The following is a 15,110-nucleotide window of genomic DNA, read 5'->3' as shown; positions in this document are numbered from 1 at the left end:
CACGAGCGCGAGGGCGCCGCGCACGCTCACGCCGAGACGCACCTCCGTGGCCGAGCGGGTCGCCTCCGCGAGTCGGGAGACGTAGTCGTTGATCGAGGGGTCGACGTGCACCGTCCGCACGAGCGCGGCGAGCTCCACCACCTCGGCGGCCGAGATGACCGAGGGGATCACCGTGTCGTGGGCGCGCACCCCGGCGCCCTCCAGGATGCGCACGGTGGCGGCGTGGTCCGGGTAGCCGATCGACGCCTTCAGCAGGAAGCGGTCGAGCTGGGCTTCGGGCAGCCGGTAGGTGCCCGCCTGCTCGATCGGGTTCTGCGTCGCGATCACCATGAACGGGGCGTCCACCGGATGGGTGGCGCCGTCCACGGTCACCCGACCCTCCTCCATCACCTCGAGCAGCGCGGCCTGGGTCTTGGGGCTCGCGCGGTTGATCTCGTCGGCGAGCACGACGTTGGCGAACACGGGACCCTGGTGGAAGTCGAAGCGCCCCGTGCGCTGGTCGTAGATGCTGACGCCGGTGATGTCGCCCGGCAGAAGGTCCGGGGTGAACTGGATGCGGTTGCTCGTGCCGTCGAGGCTCTGCGCGATCGCCCGTGCGAGCGAGGTCTTGCCGGTTCCCGGGTAGTCCTCGAGCAGCAGGTGCCCCTCGCTGAAGAGGGCGATGAACCCGAGGCGCACCACGAAGGTCTTGCCGAGCAGCACCTGCTCGACGCCGGACACGAGGCGCCCGAACGTCTCATGGAAGCCGCTCGCCTGCTCGGGCGTCATCGTCATGGGAAGTCCTCTCGGATCGTTGGGGGCCGGCTGTCGGGTCAATGCGGGGTCTCCGTCCAGAGGTATGTTCGCGTATAGCTCGTGCCGTTGGCGGTCACCGTGACGGTGAGGTCGGGATAGGCGTTGCCGAGCACCCCTCCCCCGACGACCTCGCACTGGTTCGCGGTGGCGGGATCGTCGTCGGGACCGCACGTGATGTCGACCGTGTCGTAGCCGGGGACGCTGCCGATCGGCGTCGGCCCGCCCGTCCAGACCCAGTAGCCCTGGCCCGGGGACAGCGCGGTGACCGGCGGCACCGTCTCGATCGCCTGCAGCCCGCTCATCTCGATGCGCACCGGCACGCCCACGCCGATCACGGGCGACCAGTTCGGGCTGCACAGCCGCACCTCCGGGTACTGCTTGCACGCCTTGACCTGCACCGAGATGCTGTTGCCGTACTGCGTTCCGTTGGCCGTGAGGAACCCCGCGCCCGGAGTGCCCGAGTACTCGGATCCGTCGGTCGTGCCGCCGGACAGCCGGTACTGGAACCCGTCGACGTCGCTCGAGCCGCTCGGGATGGTGAAACCGGTGAGCCGGAAGTCCCAGGTGCCCGTGCCGCTCGACAGCGGGCCGACGAGCCCGATGCCCGCCACGTCGCCCGGCGCGGCCCGCGGGGTCGCGGTGACGGATCCGGACACCGTGCACCCCTGTCCGTTGTAGGCGTAGACCGTGAAGGTGTAGGTGGTGTTCGCGGAGAGGCCCGTGAACGTCGCGGATGCCGCGGTGCCGCCGAGCGTCTGCACGTCGCCCGTGGGTGGCGACAGCGTCGGCGATCCGGTGTCGACGCCCGTCACCGTGCACGCCGGCGCCGCACCGTCGTGGCGGGCCACGAAGTAGTTCGAGATCGCCTTGCCGTTCGCGTCGAAGGCGCCCGCCCACGCGATCGTCGCGGTCGTCCCGTCGGTGGTCGAGGCGGAGGCGGTGGGGCTCGCGATGAGGATCGGGGCGCCCGCGGGCGTGGCGCTGCCGCCCGCCTCGTTCCAGGTCGCGAGAGAGTTCGGCGCCTTGTTGCGCGCGCTCACCGAGAACGCGACGGCCGCACCGTTCGCGATCCCGGGGTTCGAGATGATCCGGGTGTACTCCGTGCCGACCGCGTCGTCCGCCGAGACGGACACCGTGGCGGTCAGCCCGCCCACCGTGACGAGGTAGCTGTCGATGGGGGTGCCGGCCGTCGCGGCGGGCTTGCGCCACACCACCCGGAGGCCGTGGTCGACGGGGGTCGCCGTGACGGCGCTCGGCGGCGGCGGGATGACATCCGACCAGATCGTGCCGGGGAGCTGGGTGGGGTCCGACTCGCCGATCGCGTTGACCGCGACCACGCTGATGCGGACCGCGTTGTCCGGTCCGTTGCCGGGGGTCGTCACCGCGCATCCCACCGTGATGGTGCAGCTGGTGGTCGAGAGCACCGATCCGGTGGCCGCGCTCGACAGCGTGACCCGGTACTCGCTGATGGGCGAGTTGTTGAAGGGCCCCGGCGCCCAGCCGAGCTTCAGCAGCCGGTCGCCGAACTCGGTGACGCGCAGATTGGTGACGGGGTCGGGCACGTCCTGCACCGAGATCGTCACGAGTCCCCACACGTAGCGGTCCACGTCGCCCGTCGCGTCGGCCACCTCGTACTGCAGGGTGACGTCCACGGGCTCCGCGGTGTCCGCGACGGTCACCGACAGGCGGGAGCGATCGGCGCTCGGCGTGATGGTGATACCCGCCGGCACCGCCGCCCCGTCGAGGCCGCGGATGTCGACGACGCGCAGCGGCACGTTCGGGAACGGGTTCGTCGCGTTGTCGTTGGCGAGTACGTCGACGACCGTCGTGGCGCCGCGCTTCGCGATCGCCTGGTCGGCGACCGGTTTCGCGAGCGGGCGTGTCGAGGGCACCACGCGCAGCTGCACGCGGCCCGACTGGCCGTCCTTGATGGCGTCGCGCACCGCGAGCGTGATGCTCGTCGTGCTGCCCTTGACCGCGGAGGGGTCGGCGCGCAGCACCAGCCGCTGGCCGTTCAGCTCGTAGCTGAAGCCGGCGGGCAGCGGATCCAGCACCGTGTAGGTGAGCTCGTCGATGTCGTCGTCGTACGGGTACTTGGTGAGCTTGACGAGGTCGAGCTCCTTCTCCTGACCCGGTTCGAACTCGACCACCGCCCCCGTGAACACGGGCGGCTGGTTGTCGCGCGGTTCGACCGTGATCGGCAGCGACAGCGTGGTCACGTGCCCGTCCGGGTCGGACGCCGAGCCGCCGTCGGTGACCTCGAAGGTGATCGACGCCGGCCCCCAGTACCGGTCGGCCGAGGTGTACTGCAGGGTGTCCTCGTCCACGACGAGCGAATCCCCGTTGGCATGCGTGGCGCGCACCGTGCTGGAGTCGGTGAGCCGCACCCGCGAGCCGCCGAGCGCCACCACGTACTCCGACAACTGGATCGTCAGCGTCGACTCGCTCTTGACGACCAGCAGCGGCGCCTTGGTGTTCACCTGCGGCAGCGCGTCGTCGTAGCCGGGCACCCGGATGAACGCGTAGGTGCGGATCGCGCTGTTGTCGGGGTGCACCACGGCGAACGGGATGATCTGGCTGCGGTCCTCGATCGTCACCCGGATGCGCTTGTTCGGCAGCACCTCCGCCGACGACGCGTAGCCGGGCACGAGCTCGACGCCGAGCTCCGACACCTCGCCGTCGGCGAAGAAGACCTTGTCGAGCACCGAGACGTCGACGGTGGTGCGGTCGAGCACGTCGGTCACGCTCAGCACCGAGTCCTCCGCGGTCGGCCGCGAGAGCGGCGCGTCCGGATCGACCGTCACCCGGATGAAGTTCGAGCTCGTGCCGCCCGTCTGGTTCTCGATCGTGTAGATCACGCTGTAGTCGCCCGGCACCGCCGGCGGGGTGATCTTCACGACGTCGTCTCCGACGATCTCGGCCGTGATGTCGGCGCCGTTGGGCTCGACCTGGCGGATGGTGAGCGCCGAGCCGTCCGGATCCGAGTCGTTGAGGAGGGGACGCACCGAGACCGTGCGACCGGGTCGCACGAGCACCGAGTCGAGGTTGGCGACCGGGTTGCGCGCGCCCTCGAGAGCCGGCGAGATGCCCACCCGGATCGTGCCGGTGGCGCGCGCGCCGAGTCCGTCGACGACGGCGTACTGGAAGACGTCCGTGCCCGAGGAGTAGTCGCCGGCCTGGTAGAGGATCGTGCTGCCCTCGACCGAGAGCACGCTGCCCTTCTCCGGGTTGGTCACCTGGCCCACCAGCTGCACGGCGTCGCCGTCCGGGTCGACCCCGCTCGTCGGGATGTCGATGCGCACCGTCTGCCCGGCGAGCACGCGCGCCGTCACGGTGAGCGGAACCGGCGGGTTGTTGGTGGCGAGGTTGCGCTCGCGCACCGAGATGAGCACGCGCGCCTGAGCCGTCTGCCCGTCGGTGCCGGAGATCGTGTAGATCGCCGTGTAGTTGCCCGCCGTCTCGGGCGCCAGGTAGCGCAGCCGATCGCCCGACGCGAACAGGAGGCCCGCGTCGGCGGGGAGCGGCTGAGCGAGATCGGGCTGGAGCGTGATCTCCTCGCCGTCGGGCTGCTCGTCGTTGTCGAGCACGGGGATGTCGATGACGTCGCCGACCCGCACCGTCACCTCGTCGTCGGTCGCGATCGGCGGCTGCAGCCGCAGCGGGTGCGGGATCTCGACGACCGTGATCGTGCCCTGCGCCTCCGCCAGGCCGTTGCTGATGCGGTAGTTGAAGGTGACGCTGTCGTCGAGCGGCGCCGTGAGGGTCACCCGGATGCGTCGCTGATCGAGCACCTCCACCTGGAGGCCGGAGCCGGCGGGGACGTTCATGACCCCGGTGACCACGAGCACGCCGCCCGCGGGGTCGATGTCGGTCGTCGGCGGATCCACGGTCTGCGAGCTCTGCGAGGTGATGAACATCGTCTTCGGCACCGTGATCGGCCGGGTGGAGGCGTCGGCGGGCGCGGAGACGTCGATGCGGACGGTCCCGGTGGCGGTCTGGGTGCCGTCGGTCACCGTGAACTCGACGTAATGGGTGCCCACCTGATCGGAGCGGAAGGTGAAGGTGCCGGCCTCGAAGCTCGCGACGATCGTGGTGCCGGCCTTCGGGGGCACGCCGCCGAGACGGATGGTGGCGTTGCCGCCGCGCACGTGCTGGAGGGGACGCACCGTGATCTCGTCGCCCGCCGAGGCGAGCGCGACCCAGGGCTCGACGACGATGTCGACGTCTCCGCGCGACTTGACCGTGACCTGGAGGGCGCCGTTGGTGGCATCCCGGCCGTCGGACACCGTCACCGTGACGGTCTTCACCCCCGTCGCGGCGCCGCCGTCGGTGAAGATGACGACGCCCTCCGGCTTGAAGCTCACCTGATCCGGGTCCGCGGTCGCGGCGCCCGTGACGAAGATCGCGTCGCCGTCCGGGTCGATCCAGTCGCCGCTGACCTGCGTGGAGACGCGACCGCCCTGCCCGACGGTCGCCTTCGAGGTCCGCACCTGCCTCGGCGGCGAGTTCTGGTCGGGGGTGCGCACCTCGACCGTCACGATCGCCGACGCCGACCCGCCGCGACCGTCGGAGATGGAGTACCCGAACACGATCGTGCCGCTCGCCTCGGCGGTGAGGGTCAGCTGGAGCTGCTGGTTGCGGCTCACCAGGTCGATCCGTCCGACCGAGTCGTCGATGGCGTCGACGGAGGTCACGACGAGCACGTCGCCGTTCGGGTCGTAGTCGTTCAGCAGCACCGGGAGCACGCTGGCCCGACCCGGTCGGGCCCCGAAGGTGTCGTCGACGGCGACGGGGGGCTGCTGGATCTCCTCGAGCTGCGGGGGCGTGTCGTCGGTGGCCTGCGGCTGCTCCTCCTGCTGCTGGTCGTCCGTGATCAGCTCGTCCCAGTTGTCGATGAGCTCGCCGTCGGCCTGCACCGCCCAGCTCGAGCCCCCCACGGCGTCGTTGAGGGCGACGTTGGCCCCGTTCACCGCGAACCGCAGGGTGGGCCCGCCCGGCATCCCCGACAACGGCAGCCGCGCGGGGTCGTCGGAGCCGCACCGTCGCCAGGCGGTGCCCGAGCTCCACGCGGCGTAGCGGCAGCCGTCGACGACCACCGGCTCGGCGGGAACGCCCGAGGCGTCGTCGACGAGCACCGTCGGGTCGCCGCCGTCCATGTCGGCGGCCACGAGGCCCTGCGAGTGCGCGACGAGCACCCGCGAGTTCGCGGGACCGGGCTGCTGCAGACGCACCCCCGCCCCGGCGAGCGCGGTGCTCAGCCCGCGCACGCCTGCGGCCGTCGCCAGCTCGTCGGTCGTGGTGTCGAGCACGGCCCAGCGCTCCCCCACCGCCGTCACCTGGACGGTGTCGGTGGCCGCCGCATCCGGGCCCCAGGCGATGTCGGAGCGTTCGCCGACCGTGTCCTCGTCGGCGTCCACCCGCCACAGCTGCGCGGCCTCCGGCACGTAGGCGAGCACCGCGCCCGTCTCGGTGACGGCGACCACGGCGTCCGTGCCGAGGCTCAGCGCGGCGGGGGATGCGGCGTCGAAGGAGCCGAGGTCGGCGAGCGGCACGAACCAGACCTCACCCGTCGCGCGGGCGACGATGACGACGCGATCGCCCGCGAGCAGCAGCTCGGGATCCTGGGGTGGGAGCGCGATGTCGTCGCCGAGCGTCGCGGTGGCCGGGTCGAGCTGCCGGACGGTGGCGCTCGCGCTGTCCACGAGCAGCACCGTCGATCCGGACTGCACGAGCTGGGGCGACGCCGCGTCCACCGCGACGACGCTGTCGAGCTCGAAGACGTCGGTGTTGGCGCGCCCGATCGCGTTCTGCACGGAGCTCGTGACCCACACCGACGGATCGCTCAGATCCATCCGCTGGGCGGAGTAGCCCGTCGAGACGATCGCCAGGGTCGCCACCACGGCGGTCACCACCGTGCCGCTCGTCACCGTGGCGACGAGCGAGCGATGGGCGGCGAACCAGGTGCGCACAGGTCAATCCTCGACGACGTCGACGCACTTCTCGGCACTCGCCGCACCGGTGGTCCCGTCGCGGTTGACGACGACCGTCACGCAGACGTCGTGTCCGGCGTCGGTGTCGACCACGAAGCGGCTGGCCGACTGCAGCGCCGGGGTGGACCGGACCCCGTCGTCGGTCACGGTGATCTGATAGCGGTCGCCGTCGGAGATGCCCGGGTCGGGCCAGCTGAACTCGACCCTCCCACCGCTCTGGACGTCCGCCTGGATGTCGCTCACCACGGGGATGCCGTCGCCCACGGCCCGCACGAGCACGACGAGCGCGACCGTGCCGAGCACCGTCACGAGCGCGGCCGCGGCGGCGAGCGCCCACGCCATCCGGCGGAAGCCGGTCCCGGCCGCCCCGGGTGCGCTCCGCGAGAACGGCCCGTCGGGCGCGCTCCGGTCGCGCACGGTGCCGACGGGGGCGTACGGCTCGCTGGGCACGGGGCGGCGGCGCCGACGTCCCGCCTTCGGCGGTGCGGATCCGGTGCTCACCGGGCGCAGGCGCGTGCGCTCCTCCTGGTCGGCCACGGTCCCGAGCGCCCAGTCGTCCATGGCGATCTCGGCCGCCGTCTGCGGCAGGCCGAGCTCCGTCTCGACGAGCTGCAGCTCGCGCACGAACTCGAGGGCGCTCTCCGGCCGCTGCTCGGGCCGGCGCGACATGCCCCGCCGCAGCAGCGCCTCGAGGCTCGCGGGCACGTCGGGGCGGCCGATGGCCTGCGGCTTGGCGCGGGCGATGCGCCCCATGAGGTCGCTCGACGAGTTCGCCCCGCCCGGCACCTCGAAGGGCGATCGCCCCGCCAGCAGCGAATACGTCGTCGCGGCGAGCGACCACACCTCCGAGGCGATCGATCCGGGCGTCTCGTCGAGCAGCACCTCGGGTGCCGACCAGGGGATCGACAGTCCGACCGAGTTCTCGTCCTTCTGCCCGCCGAGGGTCGAGGCGATGCCGAAGTCGGACAGCACCGGGTGCCCGTATGCCGTCTGGAGGATGTTCGAGGGCTTGATGTCGCGGTGCAGCACCCCGGCGCGGTGCGCGGTCTCGACGGCCGAGCCGATCTTGATCGCGATCCGCAGCACCTCGGGAACCGGGATCGGTTCGCGCCGGTACCGCTCCGAGAGCGACGACGAGCAGAGCTCCATCACGAGATACGGGCGCCCGTCGCTCGAGACGCTCGCCTGGTAGACCGTGAGGATCGACGGATGCGTGCTGAGCTGCGCCATCAGGTTCGCCTCGGCCTGGAACATCTGGCGCACCTGGTCGTTCACGACCTCGCTCAGCATGACCTTCACCGCCACCTGGCGCCGCGGCATGTTCTGCTCGTAGAGGAACACGTCCGCGAAGCCGCCGGATCCCAGCACGTGCACGTACGAGAAGCCCGGCAGCACGGGCGGCTGGGAGGGAAGACGTCGCACCACGACCTACCCCCTCGTCCCCGCCGAGCCTTCATTGTAGAGGCCGCTTCCTGCGGGTTCGGGCGCATCGAGCACGTCGACGATGACGACCGTCACGTTGTCGCGCCCCCCGGCCGCGAGTGCCGCGTCGACGAGGGCGGCGGCCGTCTCGGACGCCGACAGCCGGGCCGAGAGGTGCAGACGCAGACGATCCGCGTCGAGCTCCTTGGTGAGCCCGTCCGAGCACAGCAGCAGGCGCAGGCCCACCCGGATGGGGACCGTCCAGTAGTCGGGTCGCGGGACCTCGCGGAAGCCGAGGGCCCGGGTCACGACGTTCGACTCCGGGTGCGACTCGGCATCCGCGGCCGAGAGCAGCCCGGCGTCGACGAGCTCCTGGACGACCGAGTGGTCGTGGGTCACCTGCACGAGCTCGTTGCGCAGGAAGCCGTAGACGCGGCTGTCGCCGACGTTGAAGACCACGAATCCCGGTTCGGCGCCCGCCAGGTCGAGCACCGCGCCTGTCACCGTGGTCCCCGCGCCGAGCGGCAGGTCGGCCGCGAGCGTGTCGATGTCGCCCGCGGCGAGCCCGAGAGCCTCGCGGACCACCGCCTCGTCGACGTCGTCGCGCCCCGCGAGCGCGTGCAGCCGGTCGACGACCGCGGCGCTCGCGCGGTCCCCCGCCGCGTGACCGCCCATCCCGTCGGCGACGGCGAACACCGGCGGCTGCACGATCAGGCTGTCCTCGTTCGCCTGGCGGCGGCGCCCCACGTCGGTGACGGCCGCCCAGGAGAGGGTGATGTGCTCGTCCGGTCGTCCGGGGATCGCGAAGCGGTGTCCCGCGACGTCGTCGCCGTGCCGCGTCACGGGAGCCGCTCCGTCCGGGGCCGCGGCCGCTCCGGCCCCAGCACCTCCACGACGACCCCCTCGCCGAGGTCGATGCGGGTGCCGGGCGTCACGACCACCGACTCCCCGCGCCGCAGTGCCTGTACGGGAGATCCGGGCACCCGCACCTCGCTGCCGTTGAGCGTGCGCATGTCGGTCGCGACGACCACCGCCCCCTGCTCGCGCAGCTCGAGGTGCGTCGCCGAGATGCCGCCGGCGGGGCTGGCCACCGACACGAGATGCGGTGCGCTCGCGCTCGGTACGCGCTGCGCCCGCGGTCGCCGCCCGATGTGGACGGGGTGGTCGAGCGTGATCGGCTCGTCCTGGCCGACGCGGATGCGATGGTGGGGGCGCAGCGCTGTCGGCACGGGCGGGAGCTCGGGCACCGCCGGGCGGCGGGGCCGCGGTGCGGACCCCCGCACGATCGTGTCGCCGAGGGCGACCTCGACCTCGTCGACGTCGACGACGGAGCGGGCGAGTCTCTCGCGCACCGCGTGCGGGACCGTGTCGTCGCTGCTCTCGTGCACGCGCGCGTCACCCCCCTCCCTCGTCGCACCATTCTCCCGCGTACGCACGGCGGGCCCGTATCCCCCGAGGGGGTGAGGTCGGGTCACTCCCCGATGTAGCTCATGACGTGCTTGATGCGCGTGTAGTCCTCGAAGCCGTACATCGACAGGTCCTTGCCGTAGCCGGAGTGCTTGAAGCCGCCGTGCGGCATCTCGGCGACGAGCGGGATGTGGGTGTTGATCCACACGCAGCCGAAGTCGAGGTGCTTGGCGAAGCGCATCGCACGGCCGTGATCGCCGGTCCACACGCTCGAGGAGAGCCCGTACTGCACGCCGTTCGCCCAGGCGAGGGCCTCGGCCTCGTCGGAGAAGGTCTGCACCGTGATGACGGGTCCGAAGATCTCGGTCTGGATCGCGTCGTCGTCCTGCTGCAGGGCGTCGACGATGGTCGGCTCGATGAAGTAGCCCGCGCCGTCCTTGCGGCGGCCGCCGGCGACGATCTCGGCGTGGGAGGGCAGGGCGTCGATCATGCCCATCACCCGCTCCAGCTGGTTCGCGTTGTTGACCGGGCCGAAGAAGGTGTCGGGGTCGCTCGGGGCGCCCGTCGTCACGTTCTCGGCGACGTAGGCCGCGAGGGCCGCGACGAAGGCGTCGTGCGCGTCGCGGTGCACGAGCACGCGCGTGGCTGCGGTGCAGTCCTGACCCGCGTTGAAGTACCCGGCGGTCGCGATGCCCTCGGCCGCCCTGGCCATGTCGGCGTCGGGGAAGACGATCACCGGCGCCTTGCCGCCGAGCTCGAGATGCACGCGCTTGAGGTCGGCGGACGCCGCCTTCGCGACCTCCATGCCCGCCCGGACGGACCCCGTGATCGACACCATCTGCGGGGTGCGGTGCTCGACCATCCTGGCGCCCGTGGTGCGGTCGCCCGTGATGACGTTGACGACGCCCGCGGGGAGGAACTCGGCGCAGATCTCGGCGAGCAACAGGGTCGACTGGGGCGTGGTGTCCGAGGGCTTCAGCACCGTGGTGTTGCCGGCCGCGACGGCGGGGGCGAACTTCCAGACCGCCATGTTGAGCGGGTAGTTCCACGGGGTGACCTGCCCGACGACGCCGATCGGCTCGCGCCGGATCGAGCTCGTGTGGTCGGCCATGTACTCGGCGCTCGCGCGGCCCTCGAGGTTCCGCGCGGCACCGGCGAAGAAGCGGATCTGGTCGACCGACAGCATGATCTCGTCGTCGACGAGGGTCGTGCGCGGCTTGCCGGTGTCCTGGGACTCCAGGTCGGCGAACTCCTCCGCGCGCTCCTCCATCCTGTCCGCGATGCGGAACAGGGCGAGCTGCCGCTCGGCGGGGGTCGTCTCGCCCCAGGTCTCGAAGGCGCCGGCGGCCGCGGCGAACGCCGCGTCGACATCCGCCTGCCCGGAGACCGGCGAGCTCGCGTAGCTCTGCTCGGTCGCCGGGTCGATGACCGCGAAGCTGTCGTCGCCGCGGGCGTCGACGTACTCGCCGTTGATGAAGTTGCGCAGGATCCGTTCGGCCATGTGCTCACCCTAATCGCTTCGGACGGCACCCGGAACTGCTGATTTCGTCGCCACGACACTCTCGGATTGCGGATTCGATTGTCAGAGCCTCTCGGAGGTGAGAGAATCGAGCGCATGACGCCCCGAAGCCGCCCGCTCGCCCTCGACGACGTGTCGAAGGCGATCATCGAGCAGCTCCAGGAGGACGGTCGCCGCTCCTACGCCGAGATCGGCAAGGCGGTCGGGCTGTCCGAGGCGGCCGTGCGCCAGCGCGTGCAGAAGCTCACCGAGGCGGGGGTCATGCAGGTCGTCGCGGTGACCGACCCCATGCAGCTCGGCTTCTACCGTCAGGCGATGGTGGGCGTGCGCGTCACCGGCGACAGCCGGATGGTGGCGGCCCGCCTCGCCGAGATCGACGCCGTCGACTACGTCGTGCTCACGGCCGGCAGCTTCGACGTGCTCGCCGAGGTCGTCTGCGAGGACGACGACGACCTCATCGAGCTGCTCAACGAGCGCATCCGGCGCATCGACGGCGTCCAGTCGACCGAGACCTTCGTCTATCTGAAGCTGCAGAAGCAGCTCTACAACTGGGGAACCAGGTGATCGCACCATGACCATGATCGACAACGCCCTGAGCGCGCAGACCGAGCAGGAGCTGCAGCAGAAGGCCAAGGACCACCTCTGGATGCACTTCGCACGCCAGTCCGTGCTCGAGGAGCACGGTGCGCCCATCATCGTGAAGGGCGAGGGCCACCACATCTGGGACTCGCACGGCACCCGCTACTTCGACGGCCTCTCGGGGCTCTTCGTCGTGAACGCCGGCCACGGCCGCAAGCGCCTCGCCGAGGTCGCCGCGAAGCAGGCGGAGGAGCTCGCGTTCTTCCCGCTGTGGTCCTACGCGCACCCCGCGGCGATCGAGCTGGCCGACCGGCTCGCCGACTACGCGCCGGGCGACCTCAACCGGGTGTTCTTCACCACCGGCGGCGGCGAGGCGGTCGAGACGGCCTTCAAGCTCGCCAAGTACTACTGGAAGCTGCAGGGCCGGCCGACCAAGCACAAGGTCATCTCCCGCTACGTGGCGTACCACGGCACCCCGCAGGGGGCGCTCGCGATCACCGGCATCCCCGCGATGAAGGAGATGTTCGAGCCGATCACCCCGGGCGGCTTCCGGGTGCCGAACACCAACTTCTACCGCGCCGCGGAGATGGGCTACGAGGGCCAGAGCCTCGAGGGCTTCGGCCGGTGGGCGGCGAACCGCATCGAGGAGATGATCCTCTTCGAGGGCCCGGAGACCGTCGCGGCCGTGTTCCTGGAGCCCGTGCAGAACTCTGGCGGGTGCTTCCCGCCGCCCCCCGGCTACTTCCAGCGGGTGCGCGAGATCTGCGACAAGTACGACGTGCTGCTGGTCGCCGACGAGGTCATCACCGGATTCGGACGCATCGGCGACATGTTCGCCTCGACGACCTACGACATCCGCCCCGACATGATCACCTGCGCCAAGGGCATGACGAGCGGCTACTCCCCCATCGGCGCCTGCATCGTGAGCGACCGGCTGTACGAGCCGTTCCGCCACGGCACGACGGCGTTCTACCACGGGTACACCTTCGGCGGTCACCCGGTGTCGGCGGCCGTGGCACTGGAGAACCTCGCGATCTTCGAGGAGGAGGGGCTGGTCGAGCGGGTCAAGCAGAACTCGCCGATCTTCCGCTCGGCCCTCGAGAGGCTGCTCGACCTGCCGATCGTCGGCGACGTGCGGGGCGACGGCTACTTCTTCGGCATCGAGCTCGTGAAGGACAAGGCGACCCGCGAGACGTTCGACGACGACGAGTCGGAGCGTCTGCTGCGCGGCTTCCTCTCGAAGGCGCTCTTCGAGGCGGGGCTCTACTGCCGCGCCGACGACCGCGGCGACCCCGTCGTGCAGCTCGCGCCGCCGCTCACGATCGGGCCGGCCGAGTTCGACGAGATCGAGGGGATCCTGCGCTCGGTGCTCACCGAGGCCTGGTCCCGGCTCTGAGCCGCCCGTGAACGCGGCGTACCGCGGACTGTCGTACTGGCACGACTCGGCGGCCTCGGCGGGCGACGCCCTCGAGCCGCGCGCCGCACTCGACGGCGACACGGATGCCGACGTGGTCGTGGTCGGCGGGGGCCTGACCGGGCTCTGGACGGCCTGGTACCTGCACGAGCGGGAGCCCGACGCGCGCATCCTCGTCGTCGAGAAGGAGATCGCCGGTTTCGGCGCCTCGGGCCGCAACGGCGGATGGTGCTCCGCGCTCTTCCCGCGTTCCGCCGCCTCGCTCGAGAAGGCGCACGGGCGCGATGCCGCGGCCGCCATGCGCCGCGCCATGATCGCGACCGTCGACGAGGTCGGCCGGGCCGCCGCCCGGGCCGGCGTCGACTGCGACTTCGTCCGCGGGGGCACGCTCGTCTACGCGCGCTCCGGCGTGCAGGAGCGCGCGGCGCGGGCCGAGGTCGAGGAGGCCGCGGACTTCGGCACGGACCCGCTCGAGTGGTGGGGTCGGGATCGCGTGCACGCCGCGGGGGCGACGGGCGGCGTCTTCGACCCGAACTGCGCGCGCGTGCACCCGGCCAAGCTCGTGCGCGGTCTCGCGGCGGCGCTGGAGGCGCGCGGTGTCCGCATCGCGGAGGGCACGACCGCCCTCGAGGTGTCGCCGGGTCGGGTGGCGACGGACCGCGGGGTCGTCTCCTGCGATCGGGCGGTGATCGCGCTCGAGGGCTACGGCGCGGGCTTCCGGCAGACGCACCGTCGCATCCTGCCGCTGTACTCCCTCATGATCGCGACCGAGACGCTTCCCACCGCCTTCTGGGACGAGGTCGGCATCCCGCACGGCCGCACCTTCAGCGACTACCGCAACCTCATCGTCTACGGACAGCGCACCGCCGACGACCGCTTCGCCTTCGGCGGGCGCGGAGCCCGCTACCACTGGGGCAGCGCGATCCGGCCGGAGTACGACCGCGTCGACCGGGTGTTCGCGCACCTGCGCCGCACCCTCGGCGAGCTGTTCCCCGCGATCGGCGACGCCCGGGTCACGCACACCTGGGGAGGCCCGCTCGGCGTGCCGCGCGACTGGCACGCGGCGGTGCGCTACGACCCCGAGACGCGGATCGGGTGGGCGGGCGGCTACGTCGGTGACGGCCTGTCGACGACGAACCTCGCCGGGCGCACGCTCGCCGACCTGCTGAGCGGCACCGACTCCGAGCTGGTCCGCCTGCCGTGGGTCGGCCACCGCTCGCCCGACTGGGAGCCCGAGCCGCTGCGCTTCGCGGGCGCCAACGCGGGACTCGTGGCGATGACGGCCGCCGACCAGGAGGAGCGGCTCACCGGCCGCGGCTCGCTCGTGGCGAAGGTGATGGGTCCGCTGGTCGGGCACTGAGCGTCGCAGCACCCGGACGGCGCCGCGTCAAGGGGGCTGACCCGGACGGGCGGCGGGGCTAGCGTGGCCCCGATGAGCACCGACAGCGCCGCCGCGGACGCGCCTCCCGCCCACTCGCGCCGGGAGACGCATCCGGCCGTGTCGACGCTGGTGCTGCTCGGCTCGGTGATGCTCACCTCGACCGTCGGCATGGGCGGTGCCATCGCGACGATGCGGAACGTGTCGGGCTGGTACGCACTGGCCGACAAGCCGGCCTGGACGCCGCCCGACATCGTCTTCGCGCCCGTGTGGACGGCGCTCTACCTCGCGATGGCGGTCGCCGCCTGGCTCGTCTGGCGACGACGCCACGAGGTCGACGTGCGCTCGGCGATCGCGGCGTACCTCGTGCAGCTCGCGCTCAACGCCGCCTGGACGCCGGTGTTCTTCGCGCTCTACCCGGCGTGGGGCGCCGCGGCGCTCTGGCTCGCCTTCGCGATCATCGTGGCGCTCTTCGGGACCGCGATGTTCACCGCGCTGCGCTTCTGGCCGGTGAGCCGACCGGCGTCCGTGCTGCTGTGGCCCTACCTCGGCTGGCTGGTGTTCGCCGCCGGGCTCAACGCCACGGTCGCCGCGTACGCGGGCTGA

Annotated in this window: 10 protein-coding genes; 4 read left to right on the top strand and 6 right to left on the bottom strand. The window is 71.8% G+C overall.

Annotation, left to right across the window (positions count from 1 at the left end; genetic code table 11):
- The 6 genes from NUH29_RS14305 to NUH29_RS14280 form a co-directional block, all read right to left on the bottom strand.
- Positions 1-774, bottom strand: a 774-nt coding sequence (locus NUH29_RS14305) for an AAA family ATPase (RefSeq protein WP_258799919.1), incomplete at its 3' end; no start/stop codon positions are given.
- Between the two features lie 38 nt (positions 775-812).
- Positions 813-6,764, bottom strand: coding sequence for an Ig-like domain-containing protein (locus NUH29_RS14300; protein WP_258799918.1), 5,952 nt, complete (start codon positions 6,762-6,764; stop codon positions 813-815).
- Positions 6,765-6,767: 3 nt separating this feature from the next.
- Complete coding sequence (locus NUH29_RS14295) at positions 6,768-8,210, bottom strand: serine/threonine-protein kinase (protein ID WP_258799917.1); 1,443 nt, start codon at positions 8,208-8,210, stop codon at positions 6,768-6,770.
- Positions 8,211-8,213: 3 nt separating this feature from the next.
- Positions 8,214-9,050, bottom strand: a complete 837-nt coding sequence (locus NUH29_RS14290) for a PP2C family protein-serine/threonine phosphatase (RefSeq protein ID WP_258799916.1) — start codon at positions 9,048-9,050, stop codon at positions 8,214-8,216.
- Complete coding sequence (locus NUH29_RS14285; protein WP_258799915.1) at positions 9,047-9,595, bottom strand: hypothetical protein; 549 nt, start codon at positions 9,593-9,595, stop codon at positions 9,047-9,049. The genes NUH29_RS14290 and NUH29_RS14285 overlap by 4 nt, the downstream gene beginning before the upstream one ends.
- A gap of 83 nt (positions 9,596-9,678) precedes the next feature.
- The gene (locus NUH29_RS14280) at positions 9,679-11,115 is read right to left on the bottom strand and encodes an aminobutyraldehyde dehydrogenase (RefSeq protein ID WP_258799914.1); all 1,437 of its coding nucleotides are present in this window, start codon (positions 11,113-11,115) and stop codon (positions 9,679-9,681) included.
- Positions 11,116-11,229: 114 nt separating this feature from the next.
- Here NUH29_RS14280 and NUH29_RS14275 point away from each other — a divergent pair, with 114 nt between their 5' ends.
- From NUH29_RS14275 to NUH29_RS14260, 4 genes are all read left to right on the top strand, one after another.
- Positions 11,230-11,697: an Lrp/AsnC family transcriptional regulator gene (locus tag NUH29_RS14275; RefSeq protein WP_258799913.1), complete on the top strand. Its 468-nt coding sequence runs from the start codon at positions 11,230-11,232 to the stop codon at positions 11,695-11,697.
- A 7-nt stretch (positions 11,698-11,704) separates the two neighbouring features.
- Positions 11,705-13,108, top strand: a complete 1,404-nt coding sequence (locus NUH29_RS14270) for an aspartate aminotransferase family protein (protein ID WP_258799912.1) — start codon at positions 11,705-11,707, stop codon at positions 13,106-13,108.
- Positions 13,109-13,115: 7 nt separating this feature from the next.
- Positions 13,116-14,486 carry an NAD(P)/FAD-dependent oxidoreductase gene (locus NUH29_RS14265; protein WP_258799911.1) on the top strand — a complete coding sequence of 457 codons (1,371 nt, stop codon included), beginning with the start codon at positions 13,116-13,118 and terminating at the stop codon, positions 14,484-14,486.
- A 72-nt stretch (positions 14,487-14,558) separates the two neighbouring features.
- Positions 14,559-15,110, top strand: coding sequence for a TspO/MBR family protein (locus NUH29_RS14260; RefSeq protein ID WP_258799910.1), 552 nt, complete (start codon positions 14,559-14,561; stop codon positions 15,108-15,110).

Origin of the sequence: Protaetiibacter mangrovi, assembly GCF_024752305.1 — a bacterium.
GTDB classification, from domain to species: Bacteria; Actinomycetota; Actinomycetes; order Actinomycetales; family Microbacteriaceae; genus Homoserinibacter; species Homoserinibacter mangrovi.
This window is presented reverse-complemented; position numbering and strand designations above follow the sequence as displayed.

What these genes read in the sequence shown, in the direction of transcription:
- NUH29_RS14280 (WP_258799914.1), bottom strand. Translation starts at nt 11,115, where the DNA reads ATGGCCGAACGGATCCTGCGCAACTTCATCAACGGCGAGTACGTCGAC.
- NUH29_RS14275 (WP_258799913.1), top strand. Translation starts at nt 11,230, where the DNA reads ATGACGCCCCGAAGCCGCCCGCTCGCCCTCGACGACGTGTCGAAGGCG.
- NUH29_RS14270 (WP_258799912.1), top strand. Translation starts at nt 11,705, where the DNA reads ATGACCATGATCGACAACGCCCTGAGCGCGCAGACCGAGCAGGAGCTG.
- NUH29_RS14260 (WP_258799910.1), top strand. Translation starts at nt 14,559, where the DNA reads ATGAGCACCGACAGCGCCGCCGCGGACGCGCCTCCCGCCCACTCGCGC.